This window comes from Marinobacter panjinensis, from assembly GCF_005298175.1.
GTDB classification, from domain to species: Bacteria; Pseudomonadota; Gammaproteobacteria; order Pseudomonadales; family Oleiphilaceae; genus Marinobacter; species Marinobacter panjinensis.
Window position 1 is genome coordinate 286,130 of sequence record NZ_SZYH01000001.1, and the last position, 24,099, is coordinate 310,228.

Here is a 24,099-nt window from a genome sequence, read left to right on the forward strand (position 1 = left end):
TAATCAGTGGCTTTTCAGCGGACGCGATGGTTGGTTCTGAGCCAATCCCGGAACTCACTTTCCGGCAAGGGCCGGCTGTAGAAGTAGCCCTGGGAGAAGTCGCAGCCCTCCCGCTGGAGGAAGTGGGTCTGTGCCTCCTCCTCGACGCCTTCGGCAATCACCCTCAGGCCAAGGCTGTGGGCCATATTGATGATGGCTTTGACGAGGGCCGCATCGTCCTGCTCTTTCATGACATCCTGGACAAAGGATTTGTCTATTTTCAGGGTATCAAAGGGATAGCTCTTCAGGTAGCTGAGTGCAGAATAGCCGGTACCAAAATCATCCACTGAGAGACGGATGCCGGACTGGTCGAGCTGTCGCAGTATATCGGCGGTTTCGATGGTGTTGTCCAGAATCAGGCGTTCTGTAATCTCCAGTTCCAGCTGCTGGGGCTCCAGCCCGCTGCTGTCCAGAGCATTCATCACGGCATTGATAAAACCCGGATCCCGGAACTGACGGGGAGAAACGTTCACCGATATGCCGATGCTGGTGCCGGTGGACTCTTTCCAGCGCATGGCTGCCAGGCAGGCTTCCTGCAGTACCCACTCCCCGATGGGTGTAATCAGACCGGTTTCTTCTGCCAGGGGGATAAAACGGTCAGGCATGACCATTCCCAGGCCAGGACTGTTCCAGCGCAGAAGTGCCTCGGCCGAGCAGAGTTCGCCGGAATCGGTACGAACGATTGGCTGGTAGTAGAGTTCGAATTCGTTCTGTTCCAGCGCACGACGCATCAGCGATTCCATCTGCAACCGCTCGTGAGACACTTCGGTCATCTCCGGGGCAAAGTGTGCGTAGGCGCTCTTGCCCTTGTGCTTGGCCTGGTACATGGCGGCATCGGCATGCTGAAGCAGGGTGCCGCTGTTATCTGAGTCATTGGGGAAAATGGCGATGCCAATACTGGTGGTAACAAAGACTTCCTGTCCATTGAGCAGGTAGGGAGGGGCGAACGTCTTGAGGATACGCTCAGCCACCTGAGAGGTGGCTTCAGGCCCGGTCAGGCCTGGCAGTATCACCAGGAATTCGTCGCCGCCGAGTCTGGCAACGGTGCTGGTGCCGCGCAGGCAGCTTGAGATACGGCGGGCTGCTTCAATCAGCAGGTTATCGCCGGCGTCGTGCCCGAGGGTGTCGTTGATATGCTTGAAGTTGTCCAGATCAAGGAACATGACGCCGACGAGTGAGCTTTCCCGTCGCGCCTGTGCCAGCGCCAGCTTGAGCCGGTCAAGCGCCAGCATGCGGTTCGGAAGCCCGGTGAGGATGTCGTAGTTCGCCTGCCGCAGGAGCTGTTGTTCGTAGCGTTTACGGATGCTGATATCCTCGCCGAGGATAAGGTACCCGGTTGCCTCTGATTTGGAATTCTTGATGGGAGTGACAATCAGTTGTTCCCAGAATCGTTCACCGTTCTTGCGAACGCTGTTTATCTCACCCTGCCAGACGCCGACACGCTGAACCTGGAGGCGGATCGACTGCCACAGCTGTCGGTTCTCGCGATGGGCGTGGGCCTCCTCGGAAAGCACGCCTGGGTGTTTGCCAATGATGGCTTCGGCATCATAACCGGTAAGCTGAGTAAACTTCTGGTTCGCAAACTCGATGCGCCACTGGCGGTCGCAAATGAGCACTGACGATGGGCTTTGCTCTATGGCCTTGGAGAATTTGCGGATTTCCTCAGCATCCCGCTCCTGACGTTCGAGGTCGTCGTTGAGACGTTCCCGCATCTGGTTAATGGCTTCCGTTACCTGGGCAAGCTCGTCGTTACGGTTCAACGACGTATCCGGTCGGTCCAGTTGCAGTGGCCGGGAGAGATTGTTGAGGGAGAAGTTGCGGGCGTAGTTGGCCATGGTGCTGAGGTGCCGGGTTACAAAATACTGGAATATCCAGATGATCAGTATCGACACAAAGAAGGTTTTGAAAAACTGGGTCGTCAGTACTACGACAACCTTGCGCCGCATGTCGGAATACACCCGCCTGAGATCGGCAGTCACGGTGAGCTGCCCAAGGGTGAACATGTCATCGCCCTGATGGGTCAGGTCAAAGGTATGCGTGGTGGTTTTTGCCTCACGGGGGATCTCACCCATGACCAGTTCAGAGTCCGGTTCGATCTTCAACCGCAGATGGACGATGTCCGGAAGGCTGAGTATGCCTTCAAGCTGGGTTTGCAGCAGTTTCTGGTCCAGCGCCCAGAGGCTTCGGGCAAGACTGGAGGTATAACCGGTTTCAATCACTTTCATCCGCCGGTCAATCTGGGACAGGTCCTTGCGATAGTCGGAATAGATCTGGGCCGCTGAAGAAATCAGCGTGAACAGGGAACTGAAGAGCAGGATGTAAGCAAGCAGCCGGAAGGACAGCGGGGACCCGGTTCTAAATCGTTGCAGGCGAGTCAAAAGTTTTTGCATGTCCTATACTTCGGCCGCCCTCGGGAGGTTTGGTTACGAATGGTCAGGCTATGTTCACAGGACTATAGCAGTAGTTTCTCGCAAATGCCTTGCAAATACTGGAAAAATCGGGAGAAATGTGTCGCGGTTCAGGATTTTGACAACCTTGCCGACGGTGGTGCCATTGACTCAAATCAATATGCTGGCGGGGAGGCGAGCGTAATCTGGGCGTAATTAATCAGGATCGCCCGGAGGATATGGCTATGTATACCGATGCAGTTGTTATTGCAGGCATTGTAACCGTTCTACTGATGGTTGGTTTTTTTGTTGGTGTGGGGATTTTCGTATTCAAGGATTCCAAGCATCAGCTCGGAGACCATGGCAGGCACTCTGACGCACCAACGCAGAAGGGGCACAAGCAGTAACGGGCAAGAGAAGAAATTGGCGTCCCCTAGGGGGTTCGAACCCCTGTTGCCGCCGTGAAAGGGCGGAGTCCTAGGCCACTAGACGAAGGGGACGCATCGCTTCAAAACCTTGCCTCGTCGAGGTGGCGCGTATATTAATTAAGGAGTTGCGGGCTGTCAAACAGTTTTCTGAAAAACCTTCAGTATCTCGTCGCATCTGCAAGGGCGGGGGTGAGATCAGGAAACCTGAACCGGAACCCCTCGGCTTCGAGGCGTTCGGGAATCGCCATTTGCCCTGTCAGTAGCAACCGGGACATTTCACCCAGTACGATTTTCAGTACTGGTGCCGGGGCCGGAAAGATGGCGGGCCGGCCAAGAACGCCGGCGAGGCACCGGGTGAACTGCCGGTTGGTTACAGGGTTAGGGCTGACCACGTTGTAGGCGCCACTGGCAGTGTCGGTCTCCATCATCCATATCAGGGCCGCGACCACATCGTCACGATGTATCCAGGGCATGTATTGCTCACCGTTGCCCAGTCGACCTCCGAGCCCCAGCTTGAATGGCAGCAACATTCGTTGCAGAAAACCACCTCCGGGCCCCGCTACTATGCCTGTGCGGGACAGGCACACCCGCACTCCTGAGGGGTCGAGCCTGAGAGCGGCCTGTTCCCAGTCGCTGCACATACGATGGGTGAATTCATCGTGGGGCGGGGTGTCTTCAGTGACCCGGTGACTGCCCTGATCACCGTAAAACCCGACAGCCGAGCCGGATACCAGAACGGCGGGAAGCGTTTTCCAACTCCTTATGACATCCACAAGCTGGTTGGTAAGGGCAATACGGCTGTCCATGAGTTCCTGCTTGCGTGCTTCGGACCATCGTTTGTCCGCAATGCCTTCCCCGGCAAGGTTGATCACTGCATCGAAACCTTCAGCGCCGCGGAGCTCGTCCAGATCGTTTAACGGCTCCACGCGGCCGCACACCGCCTGGACATTGTGGGCCGGCTGCCGGCTTAGAACGGTGAGGCTGTGCCCGTCAGCAATAAGCTTCTGGCACAATACCTGGCCAATAAAGCCGGTGCCGCCGGTGATCAGAATCCGTTTTTCCATGGCCATCCGCTCCTTTCTCGAATTGTTACGCAGGCTGTTTCTGTTTTTCCAGTTCCTGGGCCACAACATCCCGTATTGCGTGGCCCAACTGCGGGTTTTCCCCGATCGGTGGAGCCAGGGTAATGGTGACATCATGAGTCACCTGGAGCTCCTCTATCATTCCCGGTACGTCTTTTCTCAGGTGACGGCCAGCGGCCAGGAACAGCGGAATGATGGTAAATGCACCAATGCCGTCTTTTTTGCCTTCGGAGATAATGGTTTCCAGCGAGGGCTCTGCCAGTTCCATGTAAGCAATGCGGGAGCCGGCTACCGATTCGAGCGTGGGTGTGGCGAGCTTTTCAAAGGTCTGGCACCAGCGCTGGTCACTGCTTCCGTGCGCAAGAAGGATGATTCTGGGGTCGTTATTCATGGTGTCTCCTGATATGACCAAAAGCCTGGTAGTTATCGTAGAGTGTAGCAGCGCCGGCACCAAAGCCGGCCTGTAACAATGCAACAGGGTAAACCATATGTTCGATTGGAAAGAGATTCTGGATTTCTGGTTTGGTGAACTTGATGAACACGGGCTGCCGGACAGCGAACACCGCACTCGCTGGTTTCGCCCTTCCCGCGCCTTTGATCAGGAGATCCGCCGGCGATTCATCTCCATGGTGCTGTTTGCTTCCGAAGACGGGTTACGGCACTGGAGAAGCGTGCCGGGTGGAGCGTTGGCCGAGATTATTCTGCTGGACCAGTTCACCCGCCAGATCCACCGGGGCGGGGCCCTGGCGTTCGATAATGACAAGCTGGCCATCAAGCTTTGCAAGAGCGCGATGCGTAGTGGGCATGACATGGCGTTGCCGGCGGTGCAGCGGGCATTTCTCTATATGCCGCTGCAGCATTCGGAAAGAGTGGAAGACCAGAAGCTTTCTGTGGATTGCTACGAGCAGCTGGCTTCTGCCACTGGTGGCATTGCTGGCGACTTCATGGAAAGTTTTCTGCAGTCTGCCAGGGATCACCGCGAGATTATCAGCAGGTTCGGCCGGTTTCCTCACCGGAACAAGGCATTGAAGCGTAGCTCCACCCCGGAAGAGGAGGTCTATCTGGAGTCGGGAAAACGTTTCGGCCAATAGCGTCGGATTGAGGTGCGGAAGGCCGAAGTGCCAATTTCATCAATGTTTCAAGGCCGGGGATACGGCAGAATTTACAAAAACCAACAATAATTCCAGCCCGGGTTGTTTTGCCCCGAGTGCATCACTCACGGGCCGTAGCGCGTGAAGCCGACGTGCCGCTGGCAGCCACCACCTACTATTTCCGTGATATCCAGGAACTGATGCCAGAGATGCGGCGCTGCTAGTGAACGTCACACTGGGTATGGGCTGCGATAGCCTGCTCAATGGCAGAGCGGCGAACAGAAAACTGAGAAATCGGTCGACAAAAACAGTTGACGGGGAAGGATGAATCCGTAGAATACGCCTCCGTTGATTAAGCGGGAATAGCTCAGTTGGTAGAGCACAACCTTGCCAAGGTTGGGGTCGCGAGTTCGAATCTCGTTTCCCGCTCCAGTTTCCGGAAACCCGGTCCTCTCAAATGAGAAGACCGGGTTTTTTCGTTATAGCGACCCCACCATTTCTGCTTTTAGCCTGAACAGTCCAAAGGGCCCAGGAAAATAGTCCTGATATCCATGTTTGTAGCCTCCGTTTAGTCCCCGTTTTCGGCAACTTCCTCATATCATTTTCCTGATGACGTATTTTGGCTGAATCCAATGTCATGACCAGAGGCAAAAGTTGGCGAATGGAATTATCAAAGGACCAGGTTTATGGATACCAATAAAAAAACCTATATTCTTACCGGAAGCTCGGGTAGCAAACTGGGTGTACTTGATTTGATAATTGGGTGCTTATATAGGCACGAGTGTTATGCCTATGAGATACACACTTTTGATGACAATGATGTTGAACGGTTCTTCTTCCGTGTAGAGTTTCACTACATCGGTGACGGCGAATTTTCTGAAGAAAGTCTGCGGAGCCAGTTTGCTGACCGGGCCAAAGCCTTTGACGCTGAGTGGGATCTGCGAGATTTATCGATTCCGGACAAGCTGGTTATTCTTGTATCAAAGTATGATCATTGTCTGGAGGATATTTTGCATCGCTACCGCACGGGTGCTTTCAATATCGAGATTCCAGCGATCATATCTAACCACCCGGACCTGAAAGCGCTGGCAGACTGGCACAACATCCCGTACTACCACCTGCCCATTACTGAGGAAACAAAGCTGCAGCAGGAAGCCGAGGTATGGGAGATTATCCAGAGAGTCGACGCCGATTTGGTGGTGCTCGCTCGTTACATGCAGGTGCTGTCCGATGATCTGTGCAGAAAGTTGCACGGACGAGCCATCAACATTCACCATTCGCTGCTACCGGGATTCAAAGGCGCAAAGCCTTACCATCAGGCCTATGAAAAAGGGGTGAAGCTGGTAGGTGCCACCGCGCATTACGTAAGTAAAGACCTGGACGAAGGGCCGATCATCACCCAGTTAGTGGAGCCGGTGGATCATACCTATACGCCGGAGGGCCTGATAGCAAAAGGACGCGATACTGAACGTCTTGCACTGGTAAGGGCGATTAAGCTGCATGTTGAGCGACGCTGCTTCCTCAATGGGAGCAAAACTGTTGTCTTCCCGGGACATTAGTGAGTGCCCTGTCTGCCTTTAGCCTGAACAGTCTAAAGGGCACAGAAAAATAGTCCGGATCTCCGTTTTTCCAGCCTCCGTTTAGGCCCCGTTTTCGGCCAGTTCCTCATATTATTTGCTTGGTGATGTGTTTTTGGTTGCGTCCGATGTCACGACCAGGGACAGGGATGCGATCGCACAATAAGAGGACGAAAAAATGGGTAAGCACGAACAAAAAGAATTTGGCTTTGGAACACAAATCCGAAAATCTCCCTACTTCGAGGCAACCGTGCGCTGGGGCGCCAACGGGTTCTCGGTGTATAACCACATGTATATCCCTCGCGATTTTGGTGATCCCGAGCAGAATTTCTGGAACCTGGTAAACGACGCGATTCTCTGCGATGTTGCGGTCGAACGTCAGGTCGAGATCACTGGCCCCGATGCGGCAAAATTTGCTCAACTGCTTACTCCCCGAGATCTTTCAAAGTGTGCTGTGGGTCAGTGTAAATATGTGCTGATTACAAACGCTGAGGGTGGAATTCTGAACGATCCTATCCTGCTGCGTCTCGAGGAAAATCGCTTCTGGATTTCCTTGGCTGACAGCGACATTTTGCTGTGGGCGCAGGGTGTGGCCATTAATGCTGATCTCGATGTGGAAATCCGCGAACCAGAAGTATCTCCGCTTCAACTGCAAGGTCCGAAGTCCGGAGAGATCATGAAAACGCTATTCGGAGAGAGCATTACTGACCTCCGTTATTTCTGGCTACGCCCCTATGACCTTGACGGAATTCCTCTGATCATTTCCCGGACCGGCTGGTCCAGCGAGTTAGGCTATGAACTCTATCTGCAGGATGCTTCTAAGGGTGAAGAACTGTGGGAGAAGATCATGGCTGCAGGTTCCCCATTTGGTCTCAAGCCAGGTCATACGTCGACAATTCGACGTATTGAAGGCGGAATGCTGTCCTACCACGCCGATATGGACAGCAGTACCAATCCATATGAGCTGGGGCTTGATCGACTGGTTGATCTGGATATGGAAGCAGACTTCATTGGCAAGGCCGCACTCAAACGGATCCGTGAAAAAGGTGTCTCTCGCAAGCACGTTGGTCTGGTGATCGACGGTCCTGCACTGTTGGGTCCCAACACCCGGTTCTGGGCGCTGGAAAAAGACGGTGAGTGCGTGGGCAAGGTTACTTCGGCGGTGTTCTCGCCACGTCTGGAGAAGAATATTGCGCTGGCCATGGTTAGTGCGGAATTTGCAGACCATGGGACGACCTTCGATGTTGATATGCCTAAAGGGAAAACAACAGCCACTGTGGTCGAAAGACCGTTCTTTGACCCTAACAAAAAAATCGCAGTGGCCTGAATTTATAGAAACAGAGCCCGGCTAACTGCCGGCAGACAGGAGAGATTTTATGGCACTGTTTTCCTTTTCTGGTAAACCCGCCGCTGCCAGCAAAGACGATCAGACATCCCGCCTATTGCAGAACTTCCTTGGTGGCTATTCGATTGAGGTCACTCCGCGGACCGCCGAAAAGGTGGCGAGTTTTCGTGACATCCTGCCTGAAGGTACCCGCGTCTATATAGCTCATATAGACGGAACACCGATTGAGGATATGGTCCGCACCGCTCGTCGCCTGGCCGATGAGGGGTTCCCGGTCATGCCACATTTTCCTGCCCGCATAATAAAGAACCATGCTGAGCTGGCTGGCTGGATCGCCCGATATCAGGGCGAGGCAGGTGTGACACAGGCATTGCTTCTGGGTGGCGGCCGCACTACTACGGTTGGTGAATTCGAAGACTCCTTGAAGCTGATCGAGACAGGACTCTTCGATGGCTTCGGGCACCTGCACGTTGCCGGGCATCCTGAGGGTAACCGCGATATCGATCCCGATGGTTCTGACAAGATGGTTATGCAAGCCCTGAACTGGAAGCAGGCTTTTTCCCGGCGGACTGATGCGCGAGTTGCGATCACTACCCAGTTCTGTTTCGAAGCCGTTCCGGTTATCGCCTGGGCCAATCGGCTAGCGGACGAGGGAATTGATCTGCCAATCCATATCGGCGTGGCTGGCCCGGCCAGACTCCAGACCCTGATGAAATACGCTTTGTCTTGTGGCGTAGGTCCCAGCATGAAGGTCTTGCAACGCCGCGCCAAGGACGTCACCAAGCTACTATTGCCCTATGAGCCAACCGAACTGTTGTCTGAGCTGGCTGAGTATAAAGAGCAGCACCCAGCCTTCGGCATTGAGCAGGTGCATTTTTTTCCGCTGGGCGGTATTGAAACAAATGCGAATTGGGTCACCGAAAATGGCGGGGCTGCAGGTCGGCCAGCAAACTGAGAAGGAAACACACATGACTGCCCGGATCATCGACGGAAAAGCGTTCGCGGCTGTACTGCTTGAAAGTGTGGCTGAGCACGTTTCGCACCTCAAGCAGACACAAGGAATAACTCCCGGGCTGGCGGTTGTGCTGGTCGGAGAGGATCCAGCATCCCAGGTCTATGTTCGCTCGAAGGGACAGCGGACCGTCGAGGTTGGCATGCACTCTTACGAATACAGATTGCCCGCAGATACGCTGGAAGCCGAACTTTTGGCACTGATTGAACAGCTCAATCTTGACCCATCGGTTAATGGTATTCTCGTCCAGCTTCCCTTGCCGCAACACCTTGACGAAGCGTTGGTTATCAATGCGATTGATCCGTCAAAGGATGTGGACGGGTTTCATATTTCCAATGCTGGCCTGCTTGCCACTGGGCAGCGGGCTATGGTGCCCTGCACCCCTTTGGGGTGCCTGATGATGCTTCGCGAGTATTGCGGTAACCTGGCAGGGTTACACGCTGTAGTGATCGGGCGTTCGAACATTGTGGGCAAACCCATGGCACAGTTGCTGCTGAACGAGAGTTGCACCGTAACCGTGGCGCATTCGCGTACGAGGAATCTGCCGGATTTCGTAAATGGTGCGGATATCGTCGTCGCCGCTGTAGGGCGGCCTCTATTCGTCAAGGGCGAATGGCTCAAAACGGGTGCCACAGTGATTGACGTGGGAATCAATCGAATTGAACAGGGGGACGGCACCACGCGGCTGGTCGGCGATGTCGATTATGACGCTGCGAAAGATATTGCAGGAGCGATCACACCGGTACCCGGCGGTGTCGGCCCGATGACCATTGCTTGTCTATTGGCCAACACAGTCGCGGCATGTTGTCGTGTGCATTTCCTTCCTGAACCCGCAGGTCTGACAGCCTGATAGACGGAACATCTAATCTGCGGCGTAACTATGACAGCGATGTTTGCTATACCGGCTTAAATATTGAAGATGTTTAACTGCGTGACTAGACTTTCGTCATCAGGATGCTATTTGTAGCGTTTAAGGTATGAAAAAAGTCGCGCTGGATGCTCTGGATGTCCGCATTTTAAGTGCTGTTCAGCAGCACGGGCAAATAAGCAAATATCGGCTTGCTGAATTGGTGAACCGATCGCCTACCCCGTGCTGGCTTCGGCTAACCAAGCTCAAAAAGGCTGGTCTTATAACCGGTTATCGGGGGCTGGTCGCTGTTGATAGAATTATCGACCTGACCAAGGTTTTTCTGACAGTTTCACTGCACGCTCATAAAAAGTCAGATTTTGACCGGTTTGAAAAACGCATTCAGAGTATTGATGAGGTTGTAGAGTGCTGCGCGACTGGCGGAGGTTTCGACTATATACTCAAGGTGACTACAAGCAGCCTGTCGGACTTTCAAACGTTTGTTGAACAGTTACTCGAAGAAGAACTCGGTATAGATCGCTATCTGATTTACGTTGTGACCAAGGAGGTAAAATCGACGTCACTCAGTTTGTCGCAACTCATGGAAATCAAGAGTCGTTCAGAAATCTAGTATCGATCAGAGCCCGAACGGGAAAGTTTCCGGTATGCCTGGCTCCACCTCCGATGCCAGGGCATCAACCGCCCGGGTTTCATCAAACCAGATATATTCGTCGAACTGCCGTGATAAGGATGCGTTGAAATAGTGGCTCGCCATCTCTGTTTCCGGGCGATAGATCACACCGATGGCACGTTCAAGTCTGGGCGGGCGCAATTGCTTGACCAGATCTTTACTGCCATGACGCAACGGCAGGAAAAAGGCGTTCAGTCCCGTGTCGTGACACAAGCGCTCGATACTGTCAGGCACTGACGGTACGATGTTCTTGATTTCCATGGGTGCCCCCCAGTCAGACGCTGCTGCCACCGTGCCCTGATGCGTGCCGAATCCGATCAGATAGGCGCTGTCCCCGAAATGCCGGCGACACAGAGAGCCCACGTTGATCTCGCCGCGCTTGCCCATTTCCGTAGCTTCTGCATTGCCCAGGTGAGAATTATGTGCCCAGACAACGGCTTTGCTGCCAGGGCCATGGAAGTCAAGCAGATGCTCCAGCGTTTCGAACATGTGCTGATCGCGCAGATTCCAGGATTTCACCGAGCCCTCGTACATCGAGCGGTAATACCGTTCTGCATCCTTCACCAGCCGCGCATTGGCGATTGCGTCGAGGAATTTGCGGCCATCGTGAATCGAATACTCCAGCCGCTTCTGCATCAGCATGTGCAGCATGGACACGACGTCCTGTTCACAGCTTTCGTGTTTCGTGGTGAGCGCCATTCGGCCATAGGTTATCGGGTCCCTTTCCCAGGGTGTCAGGCAACCATAACGCCGGCGGGCGATGTCGGCTGTGTCCTCGTCTACCTGTTCCAGGTATCCGATGATGGCATTGATTGATGAGTAAAGACTGTAAAGATCCAGGCCATAGAACCCTGCTGCCTTATCCTCGCTGCCCGCCTGGCGGTTGTGGCCGCGTAGCCATTGCACAAACTCCAGCACCTGCCGGTTTGCCCACATCCAGGTGGGGAAGCGATTGAAAGTGGGCTCTTGTGTTGGCTCGGTGCGGGTTTCACGAACAAAATGATCCACCTGTGCGGCATCAGGCCAGTCCGCCTCCACCGCAACAAACTGGAATCCTTTTTTCTCTATCAGTTCCCGGGTAATACGTGCCCGCATGTCATAGAACTCGGCGGTGCCATGGGTGGCTTCCCCCAATAAAACCAGCCGCGAATGCCCGATTCTTGCCATCAGGCCATCAAGATCAACGGTCGCTATCGAGGGAATGTGGATCGCTTCCTTTCTGATCTGCTCAGAAAGCGGGGTCACTCGGCCAGCTTCGGTGCGGGGAGGCGCAGTCACCGTGCCTTCCCTGTCTCGCCACCCCTCTTTGCCGATCAAGGGAACAAATCGGACACCACCAAGGTCTTCAGTCTCTGTTTCATCATCGCTGACACGGGTAATGCGCAGGAGTTTCTGCTGGTGAAGACTGGAGCCGGCCGGAATGACAAGGCGCCCGCCGATGGTCAGCTGCCTGACAAGGGATTGTGGAACATTTGGCGCTCCGGCAGTTACAACAATGGCATTAAACGGAGCATGCTCGGGCCAGCCCAGGGTTCCATCGCCGCAGAGGACCGTCACGTTGTCATAACCCAGCTTGGCGAGACGTTCCCGGGCCAGTCTGGCGAGCACCTGGTGCCGCTCAACCGTATAAACCTGTTTTACAATTCTGGACAGAACAGCCGCTGCGTAGCCGGACCCGCTCCCGATCTCTAACACCGTATCCTCCGGCTTGAGCTTCATCGCCTCTGTCATCAGGGCAACGATATAGGGCTGGGAAATGGTCTGGCCCTCTTCTATCGGCAAGGGATTGTCGTCATAGGCAAAATCGGCCTGGTGGAGGCCGACAAATGCCTCCCGCGGGACAGTTTCCATGGCTTCCAGCACCCGCTTATCCTTGATGCCCCTTCTTGCCAGTGTCTCGAGGAATATCTGTTTCGCTTTGTGTAGATGGAGTTCCCTGGTCATGTTGCCTTCCCCCCTGCAGCGCTAGCGCACGGTTCTCGGGTATACTCGTTGACCATATTATTGCATTTATCCAGTTTCCGGGAGCCCCCCATGCAAGTGCATTCATTGTATGTCTATCCGGTTAAATCCCTTGCCGGGATTCAGGTTTCTTCGTTTCGTATGGATGATTTTGGTCCTGCCCGTGACCGGCGCTGGATGATTGTTGATGCTGACCGGCAATTCGTCACCCAGCGCAGTAATCCTGAACTTGCCAGGATCGGGACTCGGCTGGAAGAGGGCAGGGTGATGGTCGATATTCCGGGTGAGGGGGAGTTTTCACTGGTTGCCGGAAGCGAGGAATGTCGCGTCAGAGTCTGGCGGGACTGGACCAAAGCGGTATACGGTGGCAATGAGGCTTCCGACGCACTGTCCCGTTATTGTGGCGAAACCTTCCGGTTTGTGTTCATGCCCGATGAAACCTTTCGCCGCGTTGATGCCAGCCGGGTTACCGAGTATCGTCGTGTCAGTTTTGCTGACGGCTTTCCATTGCTGATTATCAACCTTGCCTCCCTGGAAGAGCTGAACTCCCGCCTGCAGACGGCCGTAGAAATGCGTCGCTTCAGGCCCAATATTGTGGTTGAGGGGGCCGCTCCCTGGGAGGAAGACGAATGGAAGGCCCTGTCTGTCAACAATATTGTGTTCAGCCTGGTCAAACCCTGTTCACGCTGTGTCATGACCACTGTCGATCCTGACCGTGGCGTGAAAGCACCGGACTTGCAGCCTCTCAGGGAGCTTGGAACCTACCGGCGAACCGCTGATGGTGTGATTTTCGGAATGAATGCCGTTCATGAATCCGCGGGGGAGATCCGGGTGGGAAGCCCTGTCACTTTCGCAACAACTGTAACCACGGAGAATCAATAACGTGCCACTGTTAACGCTGGATGCTATATCCCTTGCTTTTGGCATGCAGCCATTGCTTGACCAGGCTTCCATGACCATGGAGCCCGGAGAACGCGTGTGCCTTCTCGGGCGAAACGGGGAGGGCAAATCCACCTTGTTGAAAATCGTCACCGGCGAGGTGGTGCCGGACGGGGGTATTGTGAGACTGGAAGACGGCGCCAAGCTGTCGGTGCTGCCCCAGAACCTGCCGGTCAACGATACGCGGACTGCTTATGAAGCCGTATCCGGTGCGTTTCCCGAAACCGGTGATTTGCTGGCGGAATTCCACAAATTGACGCAGAACGCGGATGAGGCAAGTCTGGACCGTATGATGAAGGTTCAGGAGCGCCTGGAGGCCCTCGATGGCTGGCGCCTTGACCAGAAGGTAGGTGCCATTCTTGCCCAGTACGGTATTGACCCGGACCAGACGTTGAATACGCTTTCCGGTGGCTGGCAGCGGCGTGTGCTGCTGGCCCGTGCACTGGTTACAGAGCCCGATGTACTGCTGCTGGACGAGCCTACCAACCACCTGGATGTGCCTGCGATTGCCTGGCTGGAAGAGGCTCTGGCCCAGTTCCGGGGCGCGATACTGTTTGTCAGCCACGACCGGGCTTTTATACGCAGGATGGCAACGAGAATTGTGGAGCTGGATAGGGGGCACCTGGTGAGCTTTGCGGCTACCTATGACCGCTACCTGGATCTCAAGGAAAAAGCGCTGGAAGAGGAAGAGCGTCAGAATGCGTTGTTCGACAAGCGCCTGAAGCAGGAGGAGGCCTGGATACGCCAGGGCATCAAGGCCCGCCGGACCCGCAATATGGGCCGGGTGAGGGCGCTCAAGGCCATGCGTGAGGAGCGTATGCAGCGGCGCGAACGCGGTGGTACCGCCAGTTTCTCAGTGGAAGATGCAGCCCGTTCCGGCAAGCTGGTGGTAGAAGCCACTGAGGCAGGGTTTTCCTACCCGGACGGAACTCCGGTTATCCGGGATATGAATATGACCGTCCTCAGGGGCGACAAGATCGGCCTGGTTGGCGAGAACGGAACCGGCAAAACCACATTGGTCCGCTTGTTGTTGGGAGATCTCAAACCCACTGAAGGCCGTATCCGGTTGGGTACCAATCTTCAGGTAGCCTATTTCGACCAGCTCCGCGGAGAACTGGACCTGGAGCGTAACGCCCTGGATAACCTGTCTGAGGGCCGTGAGTTCATTGAAATCAACGGCCAGAGTAAACATGTTCTGGGTTATTTGCAGGAATTTCTGTTCAGCCCGGAACGCGCACGTTCCCCCGTGCGTGTATTCTCCGGTGGTGAACGGGCAAGGTTGCTGCTGGCCAAACTGTTCAGTAAGCCCGCCAACATTCTGGTGCTGGATGAGCCAACCAACGACCTGGACGTAGAAACCCTGGAACTGCTGGAATCCAGGCTGGTCGAGTTTGCCGGTACTGTGGTGGTGATCAGTCACGACCGGGAGTTTCTCGACAATGTGGCAACCGACACCGTATTTCTGGACGGTTCTGGTAAGGTAGCAGAATTTGTTGGTGGCTATACTGACTGGCGAAGGCAGGGGGGGCGATTTCCCTCGGAAGGCGGGAATCGGAAGGCCTCCAGGCCGCCGATGAACGACAGGCCAACCGCGCCTCCGGAGCCGGTATCGTCGGGAGCCGAAACGACAAGAGCAAAACCCGCAAAGCTCAGCTACAAGCTTAAGCTGGAGTTGGAGCAGTTGCCGGGCCAGATTGAAAAACTGGAGCGTGAGCTGGAAGATCTGCGGCAGAAGATTTCGGACCCGGAGTTCTATTCTGGCCCGACGGATGACGTATCCGCGACACTTGCAGATTTGGGTGACAGGGAAGCTCGCCTGGAAAAAGTAATCGAGCGGTGGATGGAGCTGGAGGAACAGGCGAATCAATGAACGTAACGTATCGATTCAGGTTTGAAGATAATCGGTCCGTGGATTTCAAGGTCACGGACCAACCGGCAGAAGCAAAAGGCAGCTTGCCTGCGTGGACAAAACTGGAACATTGCCAGTGCTCGAACTGTCCCCTGAAAGCGTCGGATTCTCCACAATGTCCTGCAGCTGTGGAGATACTCCCGGTGGTGAACCAGTTTCAGGCTGAAGATGCCTATCAGAAAGTGGATGTCATCGTTACCGACGACCGCAGAACCTATTCCAAGTCAACAACCCTTGAAGAGGCGTTGCGTTCCCTGCTTGGGCTCAAGATGGCCACCAGTGGCTGCCCGGTGTTGTCCGAGCTGAAATCCATGGCCGTACACCATCTGCCGTTTGCCAGTAATGACGAGTTCATTATGCGAAGTGTTTCCCATTACCTGCTGCAGCAGTACCTGGCGAAACGCAATCATCAGGAGCCGGACTGGGATCTGAAAGGGCTGGTGGAGAGAAATCAACGTCTGCAACTGGTCAATCAGGCTCTGTGGCAGCGTATCCATTCTGTCTGCAAGGGTGACAGCAACCTGAAGGCGTTGCTGAACTTTTTCTCAATGGCATCCAGTGTGAGCTTTTCCCTGGAAAGTCAGCTTCGCAAGCTGGAAGCAAAAATGCGGGGAGATGGCGCTGCTTGAAGCGCCATCCCGCAGTGCCGGATGGCTCTACTGAATCCGGACGGCCAGTACGTCGCAGATGGTTCCGTGCAGCACGCCATTGGCCGTCGAGCCCAGAAGCAACTGAAAACCTTTGCGCCCGTGACTTCCCACGATGACCAGGTCTGCATTCTGTTCTTTTGACAGCCGGTGTATTTCGGACTCAGGACGGCCAACGGTCACCACCTGGTTCTCTTTCGACACTTCGTATTGCTCACCATATTTGGCAAGCTGATCTTTCGCCGCTTTGTCCAGCTGATCCTGGAGTTCGGTGAGATCCATGGGGATGTCACCGCCATAAGCGTAGCCCACCGGCTCTACCACGTGCACCAGCATGAGTTGTGCACCAAGGGCCTTGCTGACCTCCACGGCCTTGTTGAGAACCTGCGGGGCCTCTTCGGTCAGATCAATGGCCACCAGAATTTTTTGATAGATTGACATCGCATCGCTCCTTCGCGGATGAAGTCTGAATCGGGGCTTGTCCAGAATTACTGTACCTGAAAAGTGTAAACCAATACTGACAGGTATCAAAAATAGTCGATAGGTTTGATGGTAAAGGTAGGGCCAGGGCGCTGTATTGCCCTGGCTAAAGGATGATCAGGCGGCCGTTTCCTGTAACAGGCCAATGGTTGTTTCCAGGCTCCTGAGAATTCCTTTGGAATAACGGTCTATCACAAACGCGACGTTATTGTCGTTGTAGTTTATGTAGGAGCTACGGATAAATGCCCACTTCGATGTCAGGTCATTCAGAGTGGTTTTCAGCTGCCCCTGAGAGTCACCTTCCGTAACCTGCGAGAGCAGCGTATCGAACAGGCGGGCCTGTTCGTCCAGGGGAATGTCGTTGGAGGAGCCCTGGAACGTCTGGCCCGCTGAGGAGTGTGTGCGCGCGGAATACTTTGCCATCATCTGGGCCATGGTGACCGCGGCAGAACGGGCGGCCTCGATACGGCTGTTAATGTCGGTCTCGGAGCTTTCCTGCGCAACGGCGTACATTTCGGAAGCTACCTGGTTCATCAGCAAAGCCTGGTTCGCCATATCCGAGACCAGACGCAGGTCCGGGTAACCGGTATTGCGCACGTCATTGATATTGCTGCGCATCAGGTCCTTGAACTTGTCGAATTCCACGTTCAGGCTTTCAACCTGCTCCCCGGAGAGTACGCCTGCGGTGCTGTCGGCAACGGAATTCATGGATTCGTTGGCCTCGTTGATGGCGGCCACAATCTCGTTCAGTGTTTCGGTATCGCCGGTGGCGCTGAAACGGTAATAGGCATCCAGTGCCACGTAATTGCTGACGCGGAAGTTGTGAAGATCGGAAAGAAAGCCGTTTCCTTGTTCCTGGGCGCGAACAGTAAAGGAAGCAATCAACAACAGGATAAGAACTGTTACAAGTGAGTGTACCCGCAGGCGAGCGTCTTTCATCGGATGAGTCTCCGTAAGGCTACTTTATTATTGTGGACTAAAGTCGTAATCCGAAGGTAAAGTAACTGAGCCGGCCAATCAAGCAGTTTTGCGGGGCAGGAGAGGGGCAAATGTAAACAAGTTTAAAATTTACGTGATTAACCTCCTGTTTCGTCTGCATACATCGTGATAGCTGTTTGATTAACAACAATTCCATTCGCCTCCAGATGCCGTTCGGCTGTTCGTTCGGGGGCAGGCCAGGTTGATTCTTCCAGAAACAAATTGACAAACGATCCGTTTTTTTTCATCGTGTCACCCCACGATTCAAACGACTGTATGAATTATTGGATCGGTTGATCGGGGTAGTAACAGGAAATAGTGACAGAAATATAGTGACCGAAATCTCGCTGCATCAGCGTCCGCTTTGCGAGCGCTTGTGTGGCTGTTACAGCAGTTCCAAACACAGACTGGAGATCAGTTGATGATTTACGAAGGTAAAGCCATCACGGTTAAAGAGATCGAAGGCGGGATCGCTCAGTTGAACTTTGACTTGCAGGGCGAGTCAGTGAACAAGTTCAACCGTCTGACGATTGAAGAGCTCCGCGCCGCGACTGACAAGCTGGAAGCGAAAAAGGGCCTTAAAGGTCTGGTGGTTACCAGCTCCAAGGACAGCTTTATTGTTGGCGCCGACATTACAGAATTCACCGACCTGTTTGCAGGGCCGGAAGAAGACCTGGTTGCCAACAATCTCAAGGCCAATGAAGCATTCAGTGCCATTGAAGACCTGCCTTTCCCCACGGTTACCGCCATCAACGGTATTGCTCTGGGCGGCGGCTTCGAAATGTGTCTGGCCACCGATTACCGGGTTATGGACAAGAAGGCCAAGGTTGGTCTTCCGGAAGTGAAGCTGGGTATATTCCCGGGCTTCGGCGGTACCGTTCGGCTGTCCCGTTTGGTTGGTGTTGATTACGCGGTTGAATGGATCTGCGGTGGTACCGAGAACCGCGCTGACAAAGCGCTGAAAGTCGGTGCCGTGGATGCCGTGCTGGAAGGTGAAAAGCTGGTCGAAGCCGCTATCGGCATCATCAACCAGTGCAACGATGGCAAGCTGGATTATCAGGCCCGTCGCGAAGAGAAGAAGGGCAAGATCAAACTGAACGCCATGGAAAGCATGATGGCGTTCGAGATCTCCAAGGCGTTTGTTGCCGGCCAGGCTGGCAAGAACTACCCGGCACCGGTCGAGGCCATCAAGGTGATGCAGAAGCACGCCGGCCTGACCCGTGACAAGGCGATCGAGGTGGAGGCCAAGGGCTTTGCCAAGATGGCCAAGACCAATGTCGCCGCCTGCCTGGTTGGCCTCTTCCTGAACGATCAGGAACTGAAGAAAAAGGCCAAGGCCTGGGAAAAAGAAGCCAACGACGTGAAACTGGCCGCTGTACTGGGCGCCGGTATCATGGGTGGCGGTGTTGCATTCCAGTCCGCCCTTAAGGGCACGCCAATCCTGATGAAGGACATCAACCAGGATGGCATCGCTCTTGGCCTCAAAGAAGCCAAGAAGCTGCTGACCAAGCGCATCGACAAGGGCAAGATGAAGCCCGACCAGATGGCAGATGTTCTGAACAACATCACACCGACCCTGAACTATGGCGACTTCAAGAATGTCGACCTGGTGGTGGAAGCGGTTGTTGAGAACGCGAAGGTCAAGGACGCGGTATTGCGCGAAACCGAGGATGCGGTTCGTGAAGACGCCATCCTGACTTCCAACACCTCAACCATTTCCATCAACAAGCTGGCGGCTAACCTGAAGCGTCCGGAAAACTTCTGCGGCATGCACTTCTTCAACCCTGTGCACATGATGCCGCTGGTAGAAGTTATCCGTGGTGAGAAGACGTCCGACCGTGCGATTGCCACCACTGTTGCCTACGCCAAGGCCATGGGCAAGACCCCGATCGTGGTCAACGACTGCCCGGGCTTCCTGGTAAACCGTGTACTGTTCCCGTACTTCGGCGGTTTCGTGAACCTGGTACGTGACGGCGCTGACTTCCAGCACGTTGACAAGGTCATGGAAAAATTCGGCTGGCCGATGGGTCCGGCTTACCTGCTGGACGTTGTTGGCATGGACACCGGCAAGCACGCCGGCGAAGTAATGGCCGAAGGCTTCCCGGACCGGATGAAGCACGAAGGCACCACCGCCATTGACGTGATGTTCGATAACAACCGTTACGGACAGAAGAACGACAAAGGCTTTTACAAGTACGAACTGGACCGCAAGGGCAAGCAGAAGAAGGTTGTCGACGAAGAGACCTACAAGCTGCTTGAGCCGGTTGTTCAGGGTAAGAACGACTTCAGCGACGAGGACATCATCGCCCGCATGATGCTGCCCCTGTGCCTGGAGACCGTTCGCTGCCTGGAAGACGGCATTGTTGAAGACCCGGCAGACGCCGATATGGGCCTGGTCTACGGTATCGGCTTCCCGCCGTTCCGTGGTGGTGCCCTGCGCTATATCGACGACATGGGTGTGGACAAGTTCGTCGAGCTGGCAGACAAGTTTGCAGATCTTGGTGCTTTGTATCACCCGACCGAGAAGCTGCGTGAAATGGCCAAGACTGGCGAAAAGTTCTTTGGCTAACCCTGAACGAGATTTCCGAACGGAGAAAGATCTATGAGCCTTAATCCGAGAGACGTTGTCGTCGTCGATTGCGTGCGGAGTCCGATGGGTCGTGCCAAAAATGGCTGCTTCCGCAATGTACGTGCGGAAAACCTGTCGGCTGCGCTGATTGAAGCACTGTTTGAGCGCAACCCGAAGCTCGACCCGAAAGAAGTTGAAGACGTGATCTGGGGCTGTGTAAACCAGACCAAGGAGCAGGGCTTCAACGTGGCACGTCAGATTTCACTGCTGACGCGCATCCCGCACGAGTCTGCAGCACAGACCGTCAACCGCCTGTGTGGTTCTGCCATGAGCGCAATCCACACTGCGGCCCAGGCCATCCAGACCGGCAATGGCGATGTGTTTGTGATTGGTGGTGTTGAGCACATGGGTCACGTGCCCATGACTGAAGGCTTCGACCACAACCCGGCTGCATCCAAGTACTCCGCCAAAGCCTCCAACATGATGGGCCTGACTGCGGAAATGCTGGCGAAAATGCACGGCATTACCCGTGAGCAGCAGGACGAGTTTGGTGCGCGTTCACACCGCCTGGCCCAGGAAGCGACCGTCGAAGGCCGTTTCAAGAACGAAATCGTGCCTATTGAAGGTCACGACGAGAATGGCTTCAAGGTGCTGATCGAAGCGGACGAAACCATCCGTCCCGAGACCACGGTCGAGTCCCTGGGTCAGCTCAAGCCGGCCTTCGATCCGAAGAACGGCACCGTCACCGCCGGTACGTCTTCACAGCTGACTGACGGTGCCGCTGCCATGGTGCTGATGTCCGCCGAGCGTGCCGAAGCCCTGGGTCTGAAGCCAATGGCGAAGATCCGCAGCATGGCGGTTGCCGGTTGTGATCCCGCAATCATGGGTTACGGCCCGGTTCCGGCGACCAAGAAAGCCCTGAAGCGTGCAGGCCTGAAAGTCGAGGATATCGACTTCTGGGAACTGAACGAAGCGTTTGCTGGTCAGTCACTTCCAGTGCTGAAAGACCTGAAACTGCTGGGCGTGATGGAAGAGAAAGTGAACCTGAACGGCGGTGCGATTGCCCTGGGCCATCCACTGGGCTGTTCCGGTGCACGGATCTCCACAACCCTGCTGAACGTCATGCAGGCCAAAGGCGGTAAGCTTGGTGTTTCCACCATGTGTATCGGCCTTGGTCAGGGCATTGCCACAGTATGGGAGCGTCTCTGATTCGGTAAACCGAATTGGTAGCACGCTCAGGAGGCCCGGCAAATGCCGGGCTTTCCTGTCTTTGACCGTGCAAAAAAGCCGGCTATAAACAGAAGAATGGGTTGTCTTGCTTTTCTTGACCCTGTAAAACAATGCACCTATACCAATGTGGCGGCTATTGACTGTTTTCTAGCCGACTGATTTTACAGCGAGTTTACGGTTTGCTGATTTTTTAACCGATTATCGCCAAGGACACAGATCTCCGATATGGGTAAAAGTCTCGTTATTGTCGAGTCGCCAGCGAAAGCGAAGACCATCAACAAATACCTGGGCCCTGACTTCATTGTGAAGTCGAGCGTCGGGCATATTCGCGATCTGCCCGTCAGTGGCAGCGGCTCAACGTCGGATCCGAAAGAGCGCGCCAGGCAGGCCGCGCTGACCCGCAAGATGAGCCCGGACGAAAAGGCCGCTCACAAGAAGCGAAAGTCCAGGGCGCAGCTGGTTGCACGTATGGGTGTGGACCCTGACCACGACTGGAGCGCCCGCTACGAGATTCTGCCCGGCAAGGAAAAGGTCGTCAGTGAACTGAAGCGTCTGGCGAAATCCGCCGACCACATCTACCTCGCAACGGATCTGGACCGCGAAGGGGAGGCCATTGCCTGGCACCTTCAGCAAACCATCGGTGGCGAGCCTGAGAAGTATCGCCGCGTGGTCTTCAACGAAATCACCAAGCGTGCCATTCAGGAAGCGTTCAAGGACCCCGGCAATCTCGACACCGACCGCGTCAACGCCCAGCAGGCCCGTCGTTTCCTGGACCGGGTTGTGGGATACATGGTGTCGCCATTGCTTTGGGCCAAGATTGCCCGTGGTCTGTCGGCAGGGCGCGTCCAGTCGGTGGCGGTCAGGCTGATCGTCGAGCGCGAGCGGGAAATCCGCAAGTTCGTGCCCGAAGAGTTCTGGCAACTGCACGCAGATCTGATGTCGGAGCAAGCCGAAAAGCCGGTTCGCTTCGAGGTCACCCGATATAACGACAAGGCCTACCGTCCGGTCAACGAGAAAGAGAGTAGCGAACATGTTGAGCGCCTGAAGGCGGGCACGTTCAAGGTCGCCAAGCGCGAAGACAAGCCGACAAAATCGCGGCCGTCTGCTCCGTTTATTACCTCGACCCTGCAACAGGCCGCCAGTAACCGGATGGGATTCAGCGTCAAGAAGACCATGATGCTGGCCCAGCGCCTCTACGAGGCCGGTTTCATTACCTACATGCGTACCGACTCCACCAACCTGAGTCAGGACGCAGTGGCCAGCTGTCGTGAATTTGTCAAAAAGCAGTTCGGTGACAAGTACCTGCCCGAGAACCCCAGGGTGTACGGCAGCAAGGAGGGCGCTCAGGAAGCCCACGAGGCCATTCGCCCGACGGATGTGGGTCGCAGGCCGGCCGATATCAGTGGCCTGGAGAAGGACGCTGAGAAGCTGTATGACCTGATCTGGCGCCAGTTCATTGCCTGTCAGATGGCGGATGCCGAGTTCCTGAGCACGTCTATTCTGGTCGCTAACGGCGATTACGAGCTGCGTATCCGCGGCCGTATTATCAAGTTTGAGGGCTTCCTCAAGGTCGCGCCCCAGTCTGCCAAAAAAGACGAAGACATCGCGCTTCCCGATATCCAGGTCAATGAAACCCTGGACCTGAAAAAGCTTGATCCCAGCCAGCATTTCACCAAGCCGGCACCGCGTTACACCGAAGCCAGTCTGGTCAAAGAGCTGGAGAAGCAGGGCATCGGCCGGCCCTCAACTTACGCCTCAATCATTTCCACCATCCAGGACCGTGGTTACGTTCGACTGCAGAACCGCCGTTTCTATGCCGAAAAGATGGGCGAGATTGTTACCGAACGGCTGTCCGAATCCTTCCCGAATCTGATGGATTTTGACTTCACCGCCAGGATGGAAGACGAGCTGGATGAAATTGCCGGCGGTGAGGTGGACTGGAAAAAGGTCCTGAACGATTTCTACGCCCGGTTCCGCCAGCAACTGGAAACGGCCGAGGGCGGCGAAGACGGTGGTATGCGGGCCAACACGCCGACAGAAACAGACATCCCGTGCCCGACCTGCAGTCGCCCGATGCAGATCCGGGTAGCCAGTACCGGTGTATTCCTGGGTTGTTCCGGTTATTCGCTACCACCGAAGGAGCGTTGCAAGACCACCATCAACCTGGTTTCCGGCGACGAAGTGGTCAGTGCTGATGAAGATGTGGAAGGTGAGGGCGAAAGCCGCCTGTTGCGCAAGAAGCGCCGCTGTCCGAAGTGCGGAACCGCCATGGACAGCTACCTGGTGGATGAAACCCGCAAACTGCATGTGTGCGGTAATAATCCCGATTGCTCCGGTTATGAAGTGGAGAAGGGCACTTTCCGCATAAAAGGTTATGAAGGGCCGACCCTGGAGTGCGACAAGTGCGGTTCCGAAATGCAACTCAAGACCGGCCGTTTCGGTAAGTATTTCGGCTGCACCAATCCGGAGTGCAAGAATACCCGCAAGCTGCTCAAGAGCGGCGAGCCGGCGCCGCCCAAGATGGACCCGGTGCCCATGCCGGAACTGCAGTGCCAGAAGGTGGACGACACCTATGTGCTGCGTGATGGCGCCTCAGGGCTGTTCCTGGCGGCCAGCAAGTTTCCCAAGAACCGGGAAACGCGCCCGCCGCTGGTGATGGAGATCAAGCCTCATCGCAAGGAAATTGATCCCAAGTACGATTTCCTGATGGAAGCGCCGGAGCGTGATCCCGAGGGCAACCCGACGGTGATCCGTTACAGCCGCAAGACCAAGGAGCAGTACGTCATGTCGGAGAAAGAAGGCAAGGCGACGGGCTGGTCGGCGTGGTATGTGAACGGAAAGTGGCAGCCGAAAGAAAAGTGATGGCTTGAAAGAAAAACGGCAGGG

At 55.1% G+C, this 24,099-nt stretch carries 19 protein-coding genes and 2 tRNA genes; 14 read left to right on the forward strand and 7 right to left on the reverse strand.

Features of this window, described 5'->3' with window-relative positions; all coding sequences use genetic code 11:
- Positions 1 to 14: 14 nt before the first annotated feature.
- Positions 15 to 2,429 carry a bifunctional diguanylate cyclase/phosphodiesterase gene (locus tag FDP08_RS01335; protein ID WP_137434248.1) on the reverse strand — a complete coding sequence of 805 codons (2,415 nt, stop codon included), beginning with the start codon at positions 2,427 to 2,429 and terminating at the stop codon, positions 15 to 17.
- Positions 2,430 to 2,671: 242 nt separating this feature from the next.
- On the opposite strand from FDP08_RS01335, the gene ccoM reads away from it, so the two are divergent.
- Complete coding sequence (gene ccoM, locus FDP08_RS20660) at positions 2,672 to 2,833, forward strand: cytochrome c oxidase subunit CcoM (protein WP_170978947.1); 162 nt, start codon at positions 2,672 to 2,674, stop codon at positions 2,831 to 2,833.
- A gap of 17 nt (positions 2,834 to 2,850) precedes the next feature.
- Here ccoM and FDP08_RS01340 read toward each other — a convergent pair.
- From FDP08_RS01340 to FDP08_RS01350, 3 genes are all read right to left on the reverse strand, one after another.
- Positions 2,851 to 2,926: transfer RNA gene (locus FDP08_RS01340), tRNA-Glu, on the reverse strand.
- Positions 2,927 to 3,012: 86 nt separating this feature from the next.
- A complete protein-coding gene (locus tag FDP08_RS01345; protein ID WP_137434249.1) occupies positions 3,013 to 3,918 on the reverse strand; it encodes a TIGR01777 family oxidoreductase in 906 nt (301 codons plus the stop codon).
- Between the two features lie 25 nt (positions 3,919 to 3,943).
- On the reverse strand, positions 3,944 to 4,327 hold the full coding sequence (locus FDP08_RS01350) for a sirohydrochlorin chelatase (protein ID WP_137434250.1): 384 nt from the start codon (positions 4,325 to 4,327) through the stop codon (positions 3,944 to 3,946).
- Positions 4,328 to 4,424: 97 nt separating this feature from the next.
- Here FDP08_RS01350 and FDP08_RS01355 point away from each other — a divergent pair, with 97 nt between their 5' ends.
- The 7 genes from FDP08_RS01355 to FDP08_RS01385 all read left to right on the forward strand — a co-directional run bounded on the left by FDP08_RS01355 (position 4,425) and on the right by FDP08_RS01385 (position 10,439).
- Entirely contained in the window at positions 4,425 to 5,027 is a 603-nt protein-coding gene (locus tag FDP08_RS01355; RefSeq protein ID WP_137434251.1) for a DUF924 family protein, read from the forward strand.
- Positions 5,028 to 5,383: 356 nt separating this feature from the next.
- Positions 5,384 to 5,459, forward strand: a tRNA-Gly gene (locus tag FDP08_RS01360).
- A 254-nt stretch (positions 5,460 to 5,713) separates the two neighbouring features.
- Positions 5,714 to 6,586, forward strand: a complete 873-nt coding sequence (purU, locus tag FDP08_RS01365) for a formyltetrahydrofolate deformylase (RefSeq protein WP_137434252.1) — start codon at positions 5,714 to 5,716, stop codon at positions 6,584 to 6,586.
- A gap of 196 nt (positions 6,587 to 6,782) precedes the next feature.
- Complete coding sequence (locus FDP08_RS01370) at positions 6,783 to 7,931, forward strand: glycine cleavage T C-terminal barrel domain-containing protein (RefSeq protein ID WP_137434253.1); 1,149 nt, start codon at positions 6,783 to 6,785, stop codon at positions 7,929 to 7,931.
- A gap of 49 nt (positions 7,932 to 7,980) precedes the next feature.
- Positions 7,981 to 8,904 (forward strand): methylenetetrahydrofolate reductase, encoded by a 924-nt coding sequence (locus FDP08_RS01375; protein WP_137434254.1) that lies wholly within the window; start codon positions 7,981 to 7,983, stop codon positions 8,902 to 8,904.
- Positions 8,905 to 8,917: 13 nt separating this feature from the next.
- Positions 8,918 to 9,811: a bifunctional methylenetetrahydrofolate dehydrogenase/methenyltetrahydrofolate cyclohydrolase FolD gene (gene folD / locus FDP08_RS01380; protein ID WP_137434255.1), complete on the forward strand. Its 894-nt coding sequence runs from the start codon at positions 8,918 to 8,920 to the stop codon at positions 9,809 to 9,811.
- A gap of 127 nt (positions 9,812 to 9,938) precedes the next feature.
- Entirely contained in the window at positions 9,939 to 10,439 is a 501-nt protein-coding gene (locus FDP08_RS01385) for an Lrp/AsnC family transcriptional regulator (RefSeq protein ID WP_137434256.1), read from the forward strand.
- 6 nt (positions 10,440 to 10,445) lie between these two features.
- Here the strand turns inward: FDP08_RS01385 and FDP08_RS01390 are convergent, their stop codons facing one another.
- Complete coding sequence (locus FDP08_RS01390) at positions 10,446 to 12,443, reverse strand: protein-L-isoaspartate(D-aspartate) O-methyltransferase (RefSeq protein WP_137434257.1); 1,998 nt, start codon at positions 12,441 to 12,443, stop codon at positions 10,446 to 10,448.
- Positions 12,444 to 12,533: 90 nt separating this feature from the next.
- On the opposite strand from FDP08_RS01390, the gene FDP08_RS01395 reads away from it, so the two are divergent.
- From FDP08_RS01395 to FDP08_RS01405, 3 genes are read left to right on the forward strand one after another with little or no spacing between them, the layout of a single operon-like run.
- Positions 12,534 to 13,343 carry an MOSC domain-containing protein gene (locus FDP08_RS01395; RefSeq protein ID WP_137434258.1) on the forward strand — a complete coding sequence of 270 codons (810 nt, stop codon included), beginning with the start codon at positions 12,534 to 12,536 and terminating at the stop codon, positions 13,341 to 13,343.
- A 1-nt stretch (position 13,344) separates the two neighbouring features.
- Entirely contained in the window at positions 13,345 to 15,270 is a 1,926-nt protein-coding gene (locus FDP08_RS01400) for an ATP-binding cassette domain-containing protein (RefSeq protein WP_137434259.1), read from the forward strand.
- Positions 15,267 to 15,938: a DUF6901 family protein gene (locus tag FDP08_RS01405; protein ID WP_137434260.1), complete on the forward strand. Its 672-nt coding sequence runs from the start codon at positions 15,267 to 15,269 to the stop codon at positions 15,936 to 15,938. The genes FDP08_RS01400 and FDP08_RS01405 overlap by 4 nt, the downstream gene beginning before the upstream one ends.
- 27 nt (positions 15,939 to 15,965) lie before the next feature.
- Here FDP08_RS01405 and FDP08_RS01410 read toward each other — a convergent pair whose 3' ends face one another.
- On the reverse strand, positions 15,966 to 16,397 hold the full coding sequence (locus FDP08_RS01410; protein ID WP_137434261.1) for a universal stress protein: 432 nt from the start codon (positions 16,395 to 16,397) through the stop codon (positions 15,966 to 15,968).
- 156 nt (positions 16,398 to 16,553) lie between these two features.
- Complete coding sequence (locus tag FDP08_RS01415; RefSeq protein WP_137434262.1) at positions 16,554 to 17,375, reverse strand: hypothetical protein; 822 nt, start codon at positions 17,373 to 17,375, stop codon at positions 16,554 to 16,556.
- A gap of 460 nt (positions 17,376 to 17,835) precedes the next feature.
- Here FDP08_RS01415 and fadB point away from each other — a divergent pair, with 460 nt between their 5' ends.
- The 3 genes from fadB to topA all read left to right on the forward strand — a co-directional run bounded on the left by fadB (position 17,836) and on the right by topA (position 24,075).
- Positions 17,836 to 19,983, forward strand: coding sequence for a fatty acid oxidation complex subunit alpha FadB (gene fadB, locus FDP08_RS01420; RefSeq protein ID WP_137434263.1), 2,148 nt, complete (start codon positions 17,836 to 17,838; stop codon positions 19,981 to 19,983).
- A gap of 33 nt (positions 19,984 to 20,016) precedes the next feature.
- Positions 20,017 to 21,192 carry an acetyl-CoA C-acyltransferase FadA gene (gene fadA, locus FDP08_RS01425; RefSeq protein WP_137434264.1) on the forward strand — a complete coding sequence of 392 codons (1,176 nt, stop codon included), beginning with the start codon at positions 20,017 to 20,019 and terminating at the stop codon, positions 21,190 to 21,192.
- A gap of 246 nt (positions 21,193 to 21,438) precedes the next feature.
- The gene (topA, locus tag FDP08_RS01430) at positions 21,439 to 24,075 is read left to right on the forward strand and encodes a type I DNA topoisomerase (RefSeq protein ID WP_137434265.1); all 2,637 of its coding nucleotides are present in this window, start codon (positions 21,439 to 21,441) and stop codon (positions 24,073 to 24,075) included.
- The last annotated feature ends 24 nt before the right edge of the window (positions 24,076 to 24,099 follow it).

Bases quoted from the DNA above. Each gene is read 5' to 3' on its own strand.
- FDP08_RS01335 (WP_137434248.1), bottom strand. From the start codon at position 2,429: ATGCAAAAACTTTTGACTCGCCTGCAACGATTTAGAACCGGGTCCCCG.
- ccoM (WP_170978947.1), top strand. From the start codon at position 2,672: ATGTATACCGATGCAGTTGTTATTGCAGGCATTGTAACCGTTCTACTG.
- FDP08_RS01345 (WP_137434249.1), bottom strand. From the start codon at position 3,918: ATGGAAAAACGGATTCTGATCACCGGCGGCACCGGCTTTATTGGCCAG.
- FDP08_RS01350 (WP_137434250.1), bottom strand. From the start codon at position 4,327: ATGAATAACGACCCCAGAATCATCCTTCTTGCGCACGGAAGCAGTGAC.
- FDP08_RS01355 (WP_137434251.1), top strand. From the start codon at position 4,425: ATGTTCGATTGGAAAGAGATTCTGGATTTCTGGTTTGGTGAACTTGAT.
- purU (WP_137434252.1), top strand. From the start codon at position 5,714: ATGGATACCAATAAAAAAACCTATATTCTTACCGGAAGCTCGGGTAGC.
- FDP08_RS01370 (WP_137434253.1), top strand. From the start codon at position 6,783: ATGGGTAAGCACGAACAAAAAGAATTTGGCTTTGGAACACAAATCCGA.
- FDP08_RS01375 (WP_137434254.1), top strand. From the start codon at position 7,981: ATGGCACTGTTTTCCTTTTCTGGTAAACCCGCCGCTGCCAGCAAAGAC.
- folD (WP_137434255.1), top strand. From the start codon at position 8,918: ATGACTGCCCGGATCATCGACGGAAAAGCGTTCGCGGCTGTACTGCTT.
- FDP08_RS01385 (WP_137434256.1), top strand. From the start codon at position 9,939: ATGAAAAAAGTCGCGCTGGATGCTCTGGATGTCCGCATTTTAAGTGCT.
- FDP08_RS01390 (WP_137434257.1), bottom strand. From the start codon at position 12,443: ATGACCAGGGAACTCCATCTACACAAAGCGAAACAGATATTCCTCGAG.
- FDP08_RS01395 (WP_137434258.1), top strand. From the start codon at position 12,534: ATGCAAGTGCATTCATTGTATGTCTATCCGGTTAAATCCCTTGCCGGG.
- FDP08_RS01405 (WP_137434260.1), top strand. From the start codon at position 15,267: ATGAACGTAACGTATCGATTCAGGTTTGAAGATAATCGGTCCGTGGAT.
- FDP08_RS01410 (WP_137434261.1), bottom strand. From the start codon at position 16,397: ATGTCAATCTATCAAAAAATTCTGGTGGCCATTGATCTGACCGAAGAG.
- FDP08_RS01415 (WP_137434262.1), bottom strand. From the start codon at position 17,375: ATGAAAGACGCTCGCCTGCGGGTACACTCACTTGTAACAGTTCTTATC.
- fadB (WP_137434263.1), top strand. From the start codon at position 17,836: ATGATTTACGAAGGTAAAGCCATCACGGTTAAAGAGATCGAAGGCGGG.
- fadA (WP_137434264.1), top strand. From the start codon at position 20,017: ATGAGCCTTAATCCGAGAGACGTTGTCGTCGTCGATTGCGTGCGGAGT.
- topA (WP_137434265.1), top strand. From the start codon at position 21,439: ATGGGTAAAAGTCTCGTTATTGTCGAGTCGCCAGCGAAAGCGAAGACC.